Annotated in this window: 18 protein-coding genes; 5 read left to right on the top strand and 13 right to left on the bottom strand. The window is 42.9% G+C overall.

Features of this window, described 5'->3' with window-relative positions; all coding sequences use genetic code 11:
- Window positions 1-6: 6 nt before the first annotated feature.
- The 9 genes from FTT70_RS10380 to FTT70_RS10340 form a co-directional block, all read right to left on the bottom strand.
- On the bottom strand, window positions 7-711 hold the full coding sequence (locus FTT70_RS10380) for an FKBP-type peptidyl-prolyl cis-trans isomerase (RefSeq protein ID WP_004974091.1): 705 nt from the start codon (window positions 709-711) through the stop codon (window positions 7-9).
- A 238-nt stretch (window positions 712-949) separates the two neighbouring features.
- Window positions 950-1,972: an NAD(P)-dependent alcohol dehydrogenase gene (locus FTT70_RS10375; protein ID WP_004974093.1), complete on the bottom strand. Its 1,023-nt coding sequence runs from the start codon at window positions 1,970-1,972 to the stop codon at window positions 950-952.
- Window positions 1,973-2,066: 94 nt separating this feature from the next.
- Window positions 2,067-2,630 carry a DNA-3-methyladenine glycosylase I gene (locus FTT70_RS10370; RefSeq protein WP_180168608.1) on the bottom strand — a complete coding sequence of 188 codons (564 nt, stop codon included), beginning with the start codon at window positions 2,628-2,630 and terminating at the stop codon, window positions 2,067-2,069.
- 52 nt (window positions 2,631-2,682) lie between these two features.
- Window positions 2,683-2,928 carry a hypothetical protein gene (locus FTT70_RS10365; protein ID WP_104852758.1) on the bottom strand — a complete coding sequence of 82 codons (246 nt, stop codon included), beginning with the start codon at window positions 2,926-2,928 and terminating at the stop codon, window positions 2,683-2,685.
- Between the two features lie 18 nt (window positions 2,929-2,946).
- Window positions 2,947-3,486 carry a M23 family metallopeptidase gene (locus FTT70_RS10360; protein ID WP_131261236.1) on the bottom strand — a complete coding sequence of 180 codons (540 nt, stop codon included), beginning with the start codon at window positions 3,484-3,486 and terminating at the stop codon, window positions 2,947-2,949.
- Window positions 3,487-3,546: 60 nt separating this feature from the next.
- A complete protein-coding gene (gene mutY / locus FTT70_RS10355) occupies window positions 3,547-4,581 on the bottom strand; it encodes an A/G-specific adenine glycosylase (RefSeq protein WP_180168607.1) in 1,035 nt (344 codons plus the stop codon).
- Window positions 4,582-4,717: 136 nt separating this feature from the next.
- Window positions 4,718-5,080 carry an HIT family protein gene (locus tag FTT70_RS10350; protein WP_070155794.1) on the bottom strand — a complete coding sequence of 121 codons (363 nt, stop codon included), beginning with the start codon at window positions 5,078-5,080 and terminating at the stop codon, window positions 4,718-4,720.
- A gap of 69 nt (window positions 5,081-5,149) precedes the next feature.
- Window positions 5,150-5,890: a dienelactone hydrolase family protein gene (locus FTT70_RS10345; protein WP_136144130.1), complete on the bottom strand. Its 741-nt coding sequence runs from the start codon at window positions 5,888-5,890 to the stop codon at window positions 5,150-5,152.
- A 207-nt stretch (window positions 5,891-6,097) separates the two neighbouring features.
- The gene (locus FTT70_RS10340) at window positions 6,098-6,256 is read right to left on the bottom strand and encodes a DUF1328 domain-containing protein (RefSeq protein WP_004974108.1); all 159 of its coding nucleotides are present in this window, start codon (window positions 6,254-6,256) and stop codon (window positions 6,098-6,100) included.
- A 191-nt stretch (window positions 6,257-6,447) separates the two neighbouring features.
- Here FTT70_RS10340 and FTT70_RS10335 point away from each other — a divergent pair, with 191 nt between their 5' ends.
- Together FTT70_RS10335 and FTT70_RS10330 are read left to right on the top strand one after the other, a co-directional pair.
- The gene (locus FTT70_RS10335; RefSeq protein WP_026438343.1) at window positions 6,448-6,900 is read left to right on the top strand and encodes a YcgN family cysteine cluster protein; all 453 of its coding nucleotides are present in this window, start codon (window positions 6,448-6,450) and stop codon (window positions 6,898-6,900) included.
- 117 nt (window positions 6,901-7,017) lie between these two features.
- On the top strand, window positions 7,018-8,286 hold the full coding sequence (locus tag FTT70_RS10330) for a replication-associated recombination protein A (protein ID WP_004974112.1): 1,269 nt from the start codon (window positions 7,018-7,020) through the stop codon (window positions 8,284-8,286).
- Between the two features lie 114 nt (window positions 8,287-8,400).
- On the opposite strand, the gene FTT70_RS10325 is transcribed toward FTT70_RS10330, so the two are convergent.
- The 4 genes from FTT70_RS10325 to dapA all read right to left on the bottom strand — a co-directional run bounded on the left by FTT70_RS10325 (window position 8,401) and on the right by dapA (window position 11,242).
- Window positions 8,401-8,613: a cold-shock protein gene (locus FTT70_RS10325; protein WP_004974113.1), complete on the bottom strand. Its 213-nt coding sequence runs from the start codon at window positions 8,611-8,613 to the stop codon at window positions 8,401-8,403.
- Between the two features lie 359 nt (window positions 8,614-8,972).
- Complete coding sequence (gene purC, locus FTT70_RS10320; RefSeq protein WP_004974116.1) at window positions 8,973-9,692, bottom strand: phosphoribosylaminoimidazolesuccinocarboxamide synthase; 720 nt, start codon at window positions 9,690-9,692, stop codon at window positions 8,973-8,975.
- Between the two features lie 36 nt (window positions 9,693-9,728).
- Complete coding sequence (locus FTT70_RS10315; protein ID WP_026438344.1) at window positions 9,729-10,328, bottom strand: hypothetical protein; 600 nt, start codon at window positions 10,326-10,328, stop codon at window positions 9,729-9,731.
- 14 nt (window positions 10,329-10,342) lie between these two features.
- A complete protein-coding gene (dapA, locus tag FTT70_RS10310) occupies window positions 10,343-11,242 on the bottom strand; it encodes a 4-hydroxy-tetrahydrodipicolinate synthase (protein ID WP_131261232.1) in 900 nt (299 codons plus the stop codon).
- Window positions 11,243-12,213: 971 nt separating this feature from the next.
- Between dapA and mhpT the strand changes: the two genes are divergently transcribed.
- The 3 genes from mhpT to pncA all read left to right on the top strand — a co-directional run bounded on the left by mhpT (window position 12,214) and on the right by pncA (window position 14,712).
- Window positions 12,214-13,440, top strand: a complete 1,227-nt coding sequence (gene mhpT, locus FTT70_RS10305) for a 3-(3-hydroxy-phenyl)propionate transporter MhpT (protein WP_131261231.1) — start codon at window positions 12,214-12,216, stop codon at window positions 13,438-13,440.
- Window positions 13,441-13,636: 196 nt separating this feature from the next.
- Window positions 13,637-14,038: a hypothetical protein gene (locus FTT70_RS10300; protein ID WP_131261230.1), complete on the top strand. Its 402-nt coding sequence runs from the start codon at window positions 13,637-13,639 to the stop codon at window positions 14,036-14,038.
- A gap of 47 nt (window positions 14,039-14,085) precedes the next feature.
- Window positions 14,086-14,712: a bifunctional nicotinamidase/pyrazinamidase gene (gene pncA / locus FTT70_RS10295; protein WP_180168606.1), complete on the top strand. Its 627-nt coding sequence runs from the start codon at window positions 14,086-14,088 to the stop codon at window positions 14,710-14,712.
- The last annotated feature ends 127 nt before the right edge of the window (window positions 14,713-14,839 follow it).

Raw genomic sequence — 14,839 nt, 5'->3', positions numbered from 1 at the left:
ATGTTGTTATTTCACTTCAATCAGTTCAACATCAAAAATTAAGGTGCTGTTGGCAGGAATCATGCCTGGTACACCTTGTTCGCCGTAGCCCAGTTTCGATGGAATATACAGCGTAGCTTTACCGCCTTCCTTCATGAGCTGTAAACCTTCAGTCCAGCCCGGAATGACTTGATTCAGTGGGAATTCAATTGGCTCACCACGTTGTACCGAGCTGTCAAATACTTTGCCATCGACCAGTTTACCCGTGTAGTGCACTTTGACCACAGAGCTTGCCGTTGGCTGTTTGCCTGTGCCTTCTTTAATCACTTGATATTGCAAGCCAGAAGCTGTGGTTTGTACGCCTGCTTTTTTGCCATTTTCAGTTAAGAATGAATCACTGGCTGTTTGCGCAGCTTGCGCTTGAGTGGCTTGTTTTTGTTGCAACTCTTGCTGGAATTGCTCATAGGCTTTTTGTAATTCTTCTTCGGTGTAGGCAGGTTGTTTACGCGCATGACCTTCACGCACACCTGTTACAAAGCTGTTGATGTCTAGCTCTGGTGGGGTTTGATGTGCCACTTCATAACCCAAAGCGTAGCTGATTTTTTCAACCGCAGAAGCATTTGCCGACGCTTTAGAGGTCGCCACTGCTGGGTTTTGAGAGGCATAATAAACAGGAACAAGTGCAGCACCGCCTAAAATTACAGCAACAGCGATGGGTAAGGCTTTACTCATAGGTTTTCTCAAATTCATTTTATAGTTAAAAAAGCAGCATTCATCTTAGCAGACTTTTTCACAGACTTTTCTAGTTTGGCACGTGGCTTTGCAGCCTGTGTCGATTCAACTTTTTAATATATGCTGCTTACGCAGTTTATTCTATAACAGACTGAATATCTAAAACATTTTTTATACATAAATCTTGCCCATCTGAGATGAGCAAGACCGTTAAATTGGGCAAGATTTAACTTAAAAATCAGTCAAAGTCGGCCTTTAACACCACCCGATAGCGTGCCTTGCCCTGATGCAAATGTTCAATTGCCTGATTGATTTGTGACATCGGAAAAACTTCCACCTGTGGGGCAATCTGTTTGCGTGCGGCAAATTGTAGTAATTGACGCAGCGCTGCAGGCGAACCTGTCGATGAACCAGTAACCGATTTTGCACCGCCAATTAAGCTGCCCGCCTTAATTTGCATGGGTTCTAGCGCTACACCTAGCATGTGAATAGTGCCATGTGGTGCAAGCGTACTTAAATAAGCATTCCAGTCCAAGCTTACGTTTACCGTACTTAAAATCAGGTCAAACTTGCCACGCTGGGTTTTAAGGGCAGCAGCATCACGGCTGTTCACTACATGGTCTGCACCCATAGCCAGTAATTCTGCGGTTTTGTCTGGATTGGAACTGAACGCCGTAATTTCACAGCCCCATGCTTTTAATAATTTGATGGCGATATGCCCCAAGCCACCAATACCAATCACCGCAACATGATGTACTGCCTGAATTTGATGTTTCAAGATCGGATCAAATACGGTAATTCCACCACAGAGCAAAGGCCCTGCACTGACAGGATCGACCTCATCGGGTAATGGAATTACCCATTGCCAACCTGCACGGACTTTATCGGCAAAACCACCTGCATGTCCCACAATGGTTGCGGTAGTGCCATTGCTGCACAGCACTTGTTCGCCTGCAATACAGGCATCGCAGTGTTGGCAACTGTCTGCAGTCCAGCCAATGCCTACACGTTGCCCCACGGTTAAGCCTTTGGCCTCACTGCCTAATTGGGTAATCGTGCCAATAATTTCATGTCCTGCCACCACAGGATATACCGAGGAATGCCAGTCATTTTGAATGACTGAAAGATCGGAATGGCATAAGCCACAATATTCGACTTTGACTTCTACCTGATGCGCCTGCAATTCACCCGCATCAAATTGATAGGCTTGCAGGGCTTCACCTGCCTGCATTGCGGCATAGGCTCGAATGGTATTACTCATATTGCACCGTCCTTGTCATAAGGCTGACTGTATTGATTGGTGATCTTGCTATTATGGGTTGAGCAGTTTTGAATACTAAAGCTTGGATGTTGCTTTAAGATGTTGTTTTAAAGTGACAGTGATTTTCATGATCATCGACCATGCCTACAGCTTGCATAAAAGCATAGCAGGTGGTCGGGCCTACAAATTTAAAACCATTTTTCTTTAGGGCTTTCGACATGGCAACACTAGCGTCGGTTTGTGCAGGCGCAAGACGATAGTCAGGTACATCATTCCTAATAGGTTGCTGTGCAACAAAACCCCAAAGCCATGTCACGACGTTTATATCGGCGTCTTTTAGTTTTTGCCATGCACGTGCGTTGTCACGAATTGCTTGTAATTTACCTCGATGTCGAATCAATCCAGCATCTTGTAATTTGAGCGCAATATCATCATCACTGAAGGCGGCAATTTCAGCAATGCTGTATTGAAAAAAATGCTGACGATACGCTTCACGTTTTTTTAATACAGTAATCCAAGACAAGCCTGCTTGCTGTCCCTCTAAACACAGCATTTCAAATAAATGCACTTCGGCAAATACAGCTTGTCCCCACTCTAAATCATGATAGGAAATATAGAGCGGATCATCGGAACACCAGCCACAGCGTTGTATCGTCATGGGTCATGCTCCTTGTTGAATAGATAGCTGAATAGATGTGAATGGGACGGACTTAAAGCTGAAATGCTGCCCATTGGTCATGTTGGTTATCCCAATAATATAGTTCTGCCTGTTGCAGATCGTGAAAGGAAATCCAGTTGTCTTTACCAACTTTATCTGAATAACCTGTGCTGATGAGCAGGGCATCTTCAGTAATTTCCATGACCCAGCCTTGATGGACTTGTCCTGCCAATACAATTTTTTGTTGATTGCCAGATTCTGCAAATTCCACCAATCGATTTATCAAGGCTTCAGACATGAAATGTTCCTAACAAAATTAACGTAAATAAGGATAAGGATTGACCGCACCGCGTCCTTTACCATTTAAATAAAGTCCGTAATGCAAATGTGCGGCAGTGTGTCGGGCGTTGCCTGTATTGCCGACATAGCCAATATGCGTTCCTGCCTTGACATAATCGCCCACGTTTAAACCGCGTTTATGTCCATCCAAGTGTGCATAGTAATGCCAAGTGCCTGCAGGCCCTAATATCCAAATTACTTTACCACCTAAGCGATTATCGCGTAAGTCTGCAATTAAACCTTCTGTAGCGCTATACACTTTGCTGCCTTTGGCGGCAAGAATATCAATGCCTTCATGCAAACGTCCGCTACTACGAGATGCACCCCAAGTGTCATTCAACTGATGCGCTTTAATGCCCTGCACAGGAATGGGCAAGCGAGTTTTTAAACTCATTTGATTGAGTTTTTGCACCAAGGCAGGCGGGAGTGGGGTACTAGGACGTTTCGGTGCAGAACTACAGGCCGCAATCAATAAGGTAAAGAGTGACAGGCTTAAAACAGCAATCCATCGAAACATAAGACATCCTTGTAATGGCAGTGAAAGCAAAGATTTCATTCATCACGATGCTTGACTATGTCACAGATTGATTGCCGAGATCAATTTTTTCATGGCCGTCGGAATGCCCAAATCGCTGGCTTGTTGCGGACTATACCAATCTGCATTCAGTTCTATTGCCAAGTGTTCTTGTAGATCAGCATCGACCTGAAAACACAGTGCTTCAAGCTGCCAAGTGAAATGGGTAAAGCTATGTGAAATCTGTGCGCGTTGCTGTACCTGTTTAAGGCTCAAGCTTTGACACAGTTGCTCAAAAGCCTGTGCATCTTCAATGACAGGCAAACACCATAGTCCACCCCAAAGTCCTGTATTGGGACGTTGTTGCCATAACCACTGATCTGCGCATTGCAGTACTAAGACCTGTGCAGATTTAACGGGTACGGCTTTTTTCGGTTTTTTAAAGGGCAATTCCTGCTCTAAACCTTGTTGATGTGCTTTGCAGTGTTGTTGCATTGGGCAATATAAGCACAGTGGTTTTTTGGGGGTACAAATGGTGGCGCCCAAATCCATAATAGCCTGCGTATAGTCGTGATTACGCACTTCGGGGCAGAGCTGTTCTGCCAGTTGCCACATGGCACGTTCATGTACAGGTTTGGATAAATCATCTTCAATAGCAAAAAAACGTGCTAAAACCCGTTTGACGTTGCCATCCAAAATGACGCCGTATTGGCGTAAACCCAGCGACATCATGGCACCACCCGTAGAGCGACCAATGCCCGGCAAAGCCATCCACTGTTCGAGCGTACTTGGAAAATGTCCTTGCTGTGCCACAATGGCTGCGGCTTTATGCAAGTTGCGGGCGCGGGCGTAATAGCCTAAACCTGCCCAATACGGTGCAACTTCATCCCAAGTTGCACGTCCTAAATCTTGCACTGTCGGAAAGCGCTGCAAAAAACGCTCAAAATATTGCAATACGGTTTTGACCTGAGTTTGTTGCAGCATGATTTCAGACACCCACACCGCATAGGGATCATCGGCGACTTGCCACGGCAGGTCATGGCGTCCGTGTTGATCGAACCACGTGAGGAGAGCATCGGAAAATGAAAAAGCAGTCATGCGAACCCAGTTTGTAAAGTAGCGGCTTAGTATAGCCAAACTGGCGTGGGAATTACGTGCATAAAAAAAGAAGATGAGCGTGCATCTTCTTCTTTAGGTTTGGTTTCACTTGGTTTGGGATAAAACGAGTCGTGGTTTAAATTTGACCGCTCATACCCCAACGGTTATCCAATTTTAAGGTCTGACCTTCATAGCGTGGAATAATGTGGATGTGTAAATGCTCAGATTTAGCATCAAACACATCGCCATCATTAAAACCCACATGGAAACCTGCAGGTTGATGACGCAATTGCAACTCATTGCGCGCCAATTCTAATAAAGACAATAAACTTTTACGTTCTTTGTCTGTAATGTCAAAAAAAGAGCCGACGTGACGTAGCGGAATGATCACGCAATGTCCTTTAGACAGGGCATTGGGTTCAGGCAAAATTACCCCAAATTCATTTTTTGCCAAAACATCATAATCATCAAAATTGCAATAAGGGCATTGCTCAGTCATTGTTATATCCTCTTCTTTAAAATTTTCTTGGCTTGCGTTGAGTATATGCTGCGTAATGTGAACAGCAGATTAATCTGCTAAACGACGATCCAACACTTCATACATGGCAGCTAAACCTTGTTGCTCTGCCGATGCGTTATAGCCTAAATCGACCCCATTGGCTTTGGCACGTTCATCGGCTTGAGGGTTACTAAAGCCGTGTTTGGCATCTTCAAAAATAATCACTTCATGCTCTACTTGAGCCGCGTGCATTTCTTCACGGAAACTTGCGACGTCGTCTAAAGTCACCATGCTGTCCAGTTCACCATGCAACACCAAAATCTCGGCTTGTACCTGACCTTGTTGTGCAGGGGCTTTCGGGCTGAGGTTGGCGTGGAAGGTCACCACTGCTTTTAATGCTGCGCCAGAACGAGCCAAATCCAGAACGACTTTGCCGCCATAACAGAAACCAATTGCAGCGAGTTTATCGCGATTTACTTCAGGTTGGGCAGCTAAAGTGTCCAAAGCTGCAGACGCACGAGTCACAATTGTGTCAGCATCTGCAAAAGTTTGCATCATCCATTCATTGGCTTGGGCTGCGGTGGTGGTGACTTTTTTATCGCCATACATATCAATCGCTAAGGCTGCAAAACCATGTTCAGCCAATTCACGCGCGCGTTGTTCGGTGTATTCGTTACGTCCCCACCATTCAGGTGCGACAATCACCCCCGCGACAGCTTGTGCTGTTTCTGGTGCAGCAAAATAACCGATCAGTTTGCTGCCATCTGCAGCCGTATATTCAATTTCGCGAGTTTTGATTGCTAAAGCCATGCCTTATTCCTTATCGTTTTCAATGCCATGATTAAAGCATAATAATATGGCACGCATTTTTAAAAACAGGGTAAATACTGCCTATAAATGTGAGAAAATATTTTTAAAATAGCCAAATTGGCATTTGTTGCGTAAAAAGCGGACATAAAAAAAGAAGGAAAAATCCTTCTTTTTTATCTGATTTTTAGGAATTTATAGACGAGGTCACTAGATTTTTCCGCGAGAGAGGAAACCAACAATTGCCAAAATCACAGCAATCACCAATAAAATAATGGCAAAGTCTTTGGATAAACCTGCGACACCACCAAAACCAAGTAAACTCGCGATTAACGCAATCACTGCGAAGATTATAGCCCAACGAAACATAATTGTTCTCCATGTGTTTTTATAGCTTCTGAATTTAGTATAGGGAGCTGAACGCAGCACACTGTTTTGTTTTTGTGTATTAAATGTTCAGTTGTTTGAGTTAAGTGTTTGATTCATTTAAAGACTAAACAAAAGCAACAAGTTGAAACAAGGCTGTTATAATGACGCAGTTTTGTTATTTTCTGTGCGCTATGTCTGATCAATTACGACCTGAATTTTGGAAAAACTATCCGCTGAATGCCTTAAATACTGCGGAATGGGAAGCATTGTGCGATGGTTGCGGTTTATGCTGTTTGGTCAAACTAGAAGATGAAGACACGCAAGAAGTGGCCTATACCAAAGTGGCGTGCAAGTTACTGGACTGTAACACAGCACGTTGTTCAGATTATGCCAATCGCTTTGACTTTGTGCCCGATTGCATTCAACTTTCCCCCGAAAAACTAGAAAAAATTCACTGGTTGCCGCCAAGTTGTGCCTATCGTCGTTTAAAACAGGGCAAAAATTTGCCATCTTGGCATTACTTAAATACGGGCTCACGCCAAAGTGTGATTAAAGCCAAAAAATCTGCGGCAGGGCGTTGTATTTCAGAACTGGATGTTGCAGAAGAAGATATAGAAGATTATGTGGTGCGTTGGGTGCGTTAATTCATACTGCAGAATAAACTTTGAATCGTGTTTTAGCGATAAATCGGTACGATTAGAAATACTCCAAAGCTTGAGATCATAGTAGACTAGGTTGAAGTCAAGTATAGAAATAACAAGATGTCAGAGAGTCATATTCCACTGCCTGAGCGTTTGCGTCCACGCGATTTATCGCAAATTATTGGTCAAGATCATCTTTTAGGTGAGCAAGCGCCGTTACGCCAAATGATTGATCAGGGGCATTTGCCTTCAATTATTTTCTGGGGGCCACCAGGGGTGGGGAAAACCACCATCGCTTTGCTGTTGGCGCAGGCGGTAGATCGTCCTTTTATCAGCCTTTCTGCCTTGAATACTGGGGTCAAAGAGCTGCGTGAAATTATTGCCGAAGGCGGCGATTTGCTCACACCAGTGGTGTTTATTGATGAAATTCATCGCTTTAATAAGTCGCAGCAAGATGCCTTATTAAATGCGGTGGAAAAGGGCAAAATCACCTTAATTGGTGCGACCACTGAAAATCCATCTTTTGAAGTCAATAGTGCGCTGCTTTCACGTTGTCAGGTCTATACCTTAAAGGCTTTAGATGCCGATTCGATTCAGACTTTGCTTACTCAAGCCATTCAGCAAGATCAATTCTTAAAAGACCGTTATATTCAGATTGAAGAATTTGATGCTCTGATTCAGTTTGCTGCAGGTGATGCACGCAAGGCTTTAAACCTACTGGACTTGGTGGCAAGCACCTTTGAACCCGAGGTGGAAAATATCATCACCAACGCGATTGTGGTCAAGGTTGCGCAACAAAACATTGCCCGTTATGACAAGTCAGGCGAGCAACATTATGATTTGGTATCGGCTTTTATTAAGTCAATTCGTGGCAGTGACCCCGATGCTGCATTGTATTGGATGGCGCGCATGCTCAAAGGCGGTGAAGACCCGAGCTTTATTGCGCGTCGCATGTTGATTGCTGCTTCGGAAGATATTGGCAATTCAAATCCGAATGCCTTGTTATTGGCAGGCGAGTGTTTCCGCTCGGTACAAGTGCTGGGTATGCCCGAAGCGCGGATTATTTTAGGACAATGTGCAGTATATTTGGCAACCAGTGCCAAAAGTAACAGTACTTATTTGGCAATTAATAAAGCCATGGATTTGGCTGAAAAAACCGCCAACTTACCTGTGCCACTGCATTTGCGTAATGCACCGACCAAACTGATGAAAGAACAAGGCTATGGCGTAGATTATTTGTATCCGCACAATTACCCAGAGCATTTTGTGCTACAGGACTATTTGCCGCCTGAACTGAAAGGCACAAAGTTGTATGAGTCGGCACGTAATAAACGTGAAGTGGAAGGTGAGCGTTTACAACAACGTCGTTGGCAGCAGACTCAATCCTAAGCGATTTGGTATAGCTGAAAAGATATTTGTAAAAGTATTGGCATAAAAAAAGCTCAAGAATCAACTTGAGCTTTTTTACATTTGTTTGCAGCCTTGAGTGCTGCATTCAAAGGCTTAGAGCGGTTTGATGTTTACAGCATTCGGGCCTTTTTGACCTTGCGCAATGCTGAATTCAACTTGCTGACCTTCGTGTAAAGTCTTGAAGCCTGAGTGTGCGATTTCGCTGAAATGCGCAAACACATCTGGACCAGATTCTGGTTGAATAAAACCAAAACCTTTAGTTTCGTTAAACCACTTTACCGTGCCTTTCATTGTCGGATTTGACATAGGGAAATATCCTGCTGAATTTTAATATGTTGCAATCTAAAAAAGATTTGGAATAACTGGGAAAAAGATGCGACTTAAAATCTGAACAAACGAAGGATTACAAAATAAAACTACGGACTTAGACGATTAAAACGAACTTCATATTTTTCTAGTATGACAACAAGCATACACGGAATTGCAGAATACACAATTTAAATTCAGATAAATTTAAAAATAGGCAGACAGACTGGGCATTGTGGATGGGGCGATTTTTTCAAAGATTTGGTTTGTAAACCCTGTTTGGTCTACAGCAAAATACAAAAAACCGAGCAATGTTGCTCGGTTTTGGGAATTCAGCTTTTAAAATTGAAAAGCTTGAATTAGATATTGTCTAAGTCGATGCCTAAACGTGCAGCAACTTCTTCATAAGCTTCAACCACACCGCCTAAACCTTGACGGAAACGGTCTTTGTCGAGTTTCTTCTTGGTGTCTTTGTCCCATAAACGGCAACCGTCTGGAGAGAACTCATCACCCAACACAATACGGTCGTGGAATACACCAAACTCAAGTTTGAAGTCGACCAAAATCATGTTACCTGCATCAAACAATGCTTTTAATACATCGTTGACTTGGTAAGTTAATTCTTTCATTTTTGCCAATTGTTCAGCATTGGCCCAACCTAAAGCAATCGCTTGAGATTCGTTTACCATTGGGTCGCCAAGAGCGTCATCTTTAAAGAACAATTCAAATGTAGGTGGGGTCAGTTCTTTACCTTCTTCTACACCTAAACGACGGCAGAGTGAACCTGCAGCGTAGTTACGAATAACGCACTCTACAGGAATCATGTCTAACTTTTTCACCAATACTTCGTTTGGTGTAAGTAGTTTTTCAAAGTGAGTTTCGATACCCGCTTCAGCCAATTTTTCCATGATAAAGGCGTTAAAACGGTTGTTCACCTTACCTTTACGATCTAGTTGTTCGATTTTTTCGCCATTGAACGCAGAGGCATCATCACGAAAGACTAAAATCAGGTGGTCTGCACTGTCTGTGGTATAAACAGATTTTGCTTTACCAGTATAGAGCAAGGTTTGTTTTAACATGAGGGAACCTTTTTCAAAAAAAAATGCCTAGTACGGCTAGGCTGGCCAATTTTGGTAAATCTGGGCCAACAGATCTGCAGCTTTTTCTTGATCTGCAAAGCTGTTATCGGCATTGAATACAGCTAGGTTGTTGCTCGAACCGACAGAGGTCAATCTTAAGACATAAATCTGTTGATCGACCTTAATGGTTGCCTCGTAACGGTTCTTACTTTGACCAACAATGCTGTAATTCAGACTGCTGAGGGTGGCAAGTGTGTATTGCCAAATTGTAGCAGAATTTCCATCAATTTTGAGCAACGGATTTTGGTTTCCGTCAACTACGGGTTGAGGACGTCCAATTTGCGTACTGTCTTGAACTGTGTTGCTGCTGGCTTGCATGGCTTCAGGACGTGGCATCGCAAAACGGTTGCCACGTGCATTTTCAAGCTTAGGTGCATTTGCCGTTGCTAAAGGGTCAACGCTTGGTGCAGGATACAACGGTGTTGCAGGTCGAACCACAGAACCTTCTGGATATTGAAGTGGTGCTAAAGTAGCGGCGTCTTTATAGTCCAATGAACCATTATTGATGGCAAGAGAACTACAACCAGCCAAACTCAATACTGAAAGTGCGGCGATAAAACCAAAACGTAATTGCATCATACTAAGCTCTTTTATTGAATGACACCCGCAGCCTGAAGGGCTTCGCGTAACGGTGCACGATATTGTTCTGCAAGCGGAGTTAATGGCAGGCGAATTCCTGTACCAATTAATCCCATTTCATGAAGTGCCCATTTCACAGGAATTGGGTTCGATTCACAAAATAGAATATTGTGTAAATTTGCAATCGCACTGTTTTGTTGCTCTGCACCTGCAGCATCACCTGCGATTGCAGCCGCGCAAACTTGGCTCATGGCTTTTGGTGCAACATTGGCGGTTACAGAAATATTGCCTTTTGCACCGTGCAGCATCAATTGATATGCCGTAGCGTCATCGCCTGAATACACCACCATGTTTTTGCCTGTTAAGCCAGCCAATAATTGCTGACCACGTGGCACATCGCCCGTTGCATCTTTTACGCCCACAATATTTGGGATGTCTGCAAGACGGATGACCGTTTCATTTGACATATCTACACCAGTACGACCCGGTACATTATATAAAATGATAGGTAAATCAACTGCTTCTGCAATTGCTTTATAGTGCTGGTATAAACCTTCCTGAGTTGGCTTATTATAATAAGGCGTTACCAATAAGGCCGCATCTGCGCCCAATTGTTGTGCTTCTTTGGTCAGTTCGATGGCTTCATGCGTTGAGTTTGCACCAGTACCAGCAATGACAGGAATACGCTTATTTGCGACGCGAATAATTTCTGCGATCACTTTGGTGTGCTCTTCCATACTTAAGGTCGATGCTTCACCAGTTGTACCTACAGCAACAATACTGTTGGTACCTTGTTCTATGTGCCACTCAACGAGCTTCTCGAGACCTTTCCAATCTACGCTGCCATCTTCTAACATTGGGGTGACAATTGCGACAATTGAGCCTTGAATGGTCTGTGCTTGCTGAGTCATTTTTTAAAAAGATCCTATTTTTCCATCCACAGAGGTGTAGAAAAGGTAGATGTGGATGGTTGCAGTATTTTGATTTGGGTCAAAATTCAATCAAATTGATTAAATAATGCTTAGCCAAATTATGACTGATTCAGTGTGTCAGAACAATATGCTTTCGTCAAAGCAATCATAAACTTTGTTTAATTTAGTATTTTAGGATCAGCAGCTTGTTGTTCAAAATAAAAAAATAATAACCATCTCCTTTGTACCCAAATTTTCATTGGTATGGCGCAACCCTCATCAGCACTTTTTTAGCCTCAAGTTTGAAATACAACGCTGAATATAGGGTCTGTTGACATTTCATAAATGGCTTGCGCTGTAGGCTAAAACTGAGCAGATCAGGCATGAAACGCAGGGAATAGCGAGACTATTGCCAAGTTTCATAACGCAATCTGAGAAAGTTTTAGCCACAGCCTTTCAGGGCGAGCATATTTTTTGCTGCTATTGCGTTATGTGCCAGTCATTTAGAATGACTAAATTTCCTGTCTCATGCCTTATATCAGCTAAAAAATCTTGCGAGATATATCTCTCACGTCGCAAACATAGATGAATTGTCAACAGACCCTAGATATTTATATAAAAAAACGCTCAATTCAGACCTTATAGCTCTTATATCTGGCTGTTTTAATCGGGATATTTTGATTTTTGATTCTTAAGAATAATAGCTTTTAAGTCTACCTATGTTGTCGCTGACTTCTTAAATGGTGAGAAATCTTGCGCTGAATTTACTGCTTTAAGCGGGAAAATAGCGTGTAATTTGCCAGATTTATTGTTTTTTTCGCTATGTTTTTTTCTACATGCTGCGCAACACGTTTGCGCTGATCTGAAAAAATTCACTTTGGTCTAACACTTATTGATAGCTATTGCTGCAGTTTAAAACTGCGCAAGATGCAGGCTTTCACATGGCTATCTAATTCTAGTAGAGGGACCCAATGGATAGATCAACACAACATAGCGATCAGCGGCATGCGGTTATTACCGTCGCGATCTGCTTTTTAATTGCAGTGATTGAAGGTCTGGATATTCAGGCAGCAGGTATTGCTGCGGCAGGTATCCGTGAGCATTTTGGTTTAGACAGCTCGCAGCTTGGGGTATTTTTTAGTGCGGGTATTTTAGGTTTATTGCCAGGTGCTTTGGTTGGCGGACGTTTTGCAGACCGTATTGGTCGTAAAAAAGTATTAATCTGGTCTACAGCAGTCTTTGCTTTATTTACCTTATGTACGGTGTGGGTGAATAGCTTTGAAAGCTTATTGGCGGTGCGCTTCTTGGCAGGTGCGGGTTTAGGGGCAGCCATGCCAATTTTAATTACTTTGGCATCTGAAGCTGTTTCGCCACAAAACCGTGGTCGTGCTGTGGGCTTGATGTATTGTGGTATGCCTGTGGGTGCAGCCATTTTATCTTTAATTGCCAGTACAGATTTTGGCTCAAACTGGAAAAACATTTTCTATTTGGGTGGTTTGCTGCCATTTATTGTCATTCCATTGATGATGTGGTTATTGCCAGAATCACGTGAATTCTTAAAAGCACAAGCGGCAGGTAAAGATGTCACAGCACAAAATGCTGCGCCAAAAGCATCTTTTAAAGATTTGTTTAATTCACAAAACTTATTGCGTACCTTATTTATTTGGGTGAGTTACTTCTTTACCTTGATGGTGGTTTACATCATGTTGAGCTGGTTACCATCTTTATTTATGGAATTAGGTTTCTCGCGTAAAGAAGGCAGTACTGCACAGTTCTATTTCATGGTGAGTGCGACAGTCGGTACTGTAATTTTGGGTATGCTGACCGACCGTTGGAAAAAAGCCTACGTGATTTTATTGATGTATGGTGGTATTTTGGCAGGTTTATTTGCTCTAAATGCAGCGGGTTCACTCATGCAAATGTATATGGCTTCAGCTTTGGTCGGTGCTTTTGTGATTGGCTGTCAGGGCGTGTTATATGCTTTTGGTAGTATTGTCTACCCAACCGAAGTACGTGGTACTGGGGTCGGTGTTGCCTCTGCTGTTGGTCGTGTAGGCGCAATGCTTGGCCCTGCTATTGCAGGTCAGTTGTTGGCAGCAGGCTTTGGTGCGGCTGGGGTTATTTCAGCAGCCATTCCATGTATTATTATTTCAGCCATTTTCATGTTGTTATTGGTACGTCGTATTCAAACTGTTTAAAAGGATGAGAACAGTTGAAAGACCAAATAGCCTGCACCTGCAGGCTATTTTTTTGTATGTTGATCGCTGATTTTTGAGAGAAAATGCTCGAATGAAGTGTGACAAGTACTGTCGCAAAGCTGCCTGTTCTACTGGGTGGCAATGACGCAAGCAGGGTATAATAAGTCCTAAAAAACAGTAAATATAAGAGTATCATTTGAAGCAGAAAAAATTGATTGCAGAATTTCAGTTGGATCAACAGCAGTTTTCGCTGTATCTGATTGAATATGAATTTATTTTAGAACTGAAACGCCATTTTCGAGCAACACGGACTTCTCCAAAACAAAACGCGTGGCTGGCATTTGCCGATCAAGCTACTTATGAAGATGTCAACGCAGGTATTGATGCCTTTCAGGTGATGCGTTTAACCCGACAGCATTTGGTCAATTATTTAACTCGGCATCCACTGCCTTATTTTTATTTTCATGCCGCGACTGCACGCAAAGCCAAAATCTATCCACGTTTTGTACGGCAATTATTGTTACAGCTACCGAACTATCAACATTGTGCCGAAAACGATTCTTTTTATTTTTATCAAAGCGATACAACTCAGACTTAAATTTCAGCTATGCTGAGGGTAGCGTTTAAGATGGGAAAGGAAACAGCATGCAGCAGCTGAATAATGCCTTGATTGTGGTTGATGTGCAAAATGGTTTTTGTCCAGGAGGTAATTTGGCGGTTGCAAATGCCGATCAAATTATTCCCTGCATTAATGCGTTGGGACGTGTGTTTCAGAACATTGTGATCACCCAAGACTGGCATCCTGCAACGCATGTGTCCTTTGCTGCCAACCATGCAGGCAAACAGGACTATGAGCAGATTCAGCTCAGTTATGGCGAGCAAGTGTTGTGGCCTATGCATTGTGTGCAAGGCACAGCTGATGCTGAATTACACCCAGATCTAGATTTGCCTACAGCACAATTGATTATACGCAAAGGTTTTCACGAGCAAATAGACAGTTATTCTGCCTTTATGGAAGCAGACCGCAAAACCACCACAGGCTTGGCGGCCTATTTAAAAGCCCGTGAAATTGATACGGTTTATATTGTGGGCATTGCCACCGACTTTTGTGTGGCGTGGACGGCAATAGATGCCTGTGAGTTGGGTTTTAGCACCTATGTGATTGAAGATGCCACCAAAGCGATTGATTTAAATGGCTCTTTAGAACAAGCATGGCAACAGATGTTGGCACAAGGAGTACAGCGAGTACAAAGTCAGCACTTACTTGGCTAAAACTAGATAACGAACTGGCCGCGAAAGGGAAGGGCGAAATCTTCCTTTTTGCTATAAAAATAGATTAAATGTAAAATAAAATAAATAAAAATCAATTTTTTACATATACTCAATTTTGACGAAATGT

This window comes from Acinetobacter sp. YH01003 (assembly GCF_013420525.1).
In the GTDB taxonomy this organism is placed as follows: Bacteria; Pseudomonadota; Gammaproteobacteria; order Pseudomonadales; family Moraxellaceae; genus Acinetobacter; species Acinetobacter towneri.
Note: the sequence above shows the minus strand (reverse complement) of the source record. Positions and strands in the feature narration are given on the sequence as shown.

Excerpts from the sequence above, each read along its gene's own strand:
- FTT70_RS10340 (WP_004974108.1), bottom strand. The coding sequence starts at position 6,256 with ATGTTTCGTTGGGCTATAATCTTCGCAGTGATTGCGTTAATCGCGAGT.
- FTT70_RS10315 (WP_026438344.1), bottom strand. The coding sequence starts at position 10,328 with ATGCAATTACGTTTTGGTTTTATCGCCGCACTTTCAGTATTGAGTTTG.
- pncA (WP_180168606.1), top strand. The coding sequence starts at position 14,086 with ATGCAGCAGCTGAATAATGCCTTGATTGTGGTTGATGTGCAAAATGGT.
- purC (WP_004974116.1), bottom strand. The coding sequence starts at position 9,692 with ATGTTAAAACAAACCTTGCTCTATACTGGTAAAGCAAAATCTGTTTAT.
- mutY (WP_180168607.1), bottom strand. The coding sequence starts at position 4,581 with ATGACTGCTTTTTCATTTTCCGATGCTCTCCTCACGTGGTTCGATCAA.
- FTT70_RS10370 (WP_180168608.1), bottom strand. The coding sequence starts at position 2,630 with ATGACGATACAACGCTGTGGCTGGTGTTCCGATGATCCGCTCTATATT.
- FTT70_RS10360 (WP_131261236.1), bottom strand. The coding sequence starts at position 3,486 with ATGTTTCGATGGATTGCTGTTTTAAGCCTGTCACTCTTTACCTTATTG.
- FTT70_RS10330 (WP_004974112.1), top strand. The coding sequence starts at position 7,018 with ATGTCAGAGAGTCATATTCCACTGCCTGAGCGTTTGCGTCCACGCGAT.
- FTT70_RS10375 (WP_004974093.1), bottom strand. The coding sequence starts at position 1,972 with ATGAGTAATACCATTCGAGCCTATGCCGCAATGCAGGCAGGTGAAGCC.
- FTT70_RS10325 (WP_004974113.1), bottom strand. The coding sequence starts at position 8,613 with ATGTCAAATCCGACAATGAAAGGCACGGTAAAGTGGTTTAACGAAACT.
- dapA (WP_131261232.1), bottom strand. The coding sequence starts at position 11,242 with ATGACTCAGCAAGCACAGACCATTCAAGGCTCAATTGTCGCAATTGTC.
- FTT70_RS10350 (WP_070155794.1), bottom strand. The coding sequence starts at position 5,080 with ATGACTGAGCAATGCCCTTATTGCAATTTTGATGATTATGATGTTTTG.
- FTT70_RS10365 (WP_104852758.1), bottom strand. The coding sequence starts at position 2,928 with ATGTCTGAAGCCTTGATAAATCGATTGGTGGAATTTGCAGAATCTGGC.
- mhpT (WP_131261231.1), top strand. The coding sequence starts at position 12,214 with ATGGATAGATCAACACAACATAGCGATCAGCGGCATGCGGTTATTACC.
- FTT70_RS10380 (WP_004974091.1), bottom strand. The coding sequence starts at position 711 with ATGAGTAAAGCCTTACCCATCGCTGTTGCTGTAATTTTAGGCGGTGCT.
- FTT70_RS10345 (WP_136144130.1), bottom strand. The coding sequence starts at position 5,890 with ATGGCTTTAGCAATCAAAACTCGCGAAATTGAATATACGGCTGCAGAT.
- FTT70_RS10335 (WP_026438343.1), top strand. The coding sequence starts at position 6,448 with ATGTCTGATCAATTACGACCTGAATTTTGGAAAAACTATCCGCTGAAT.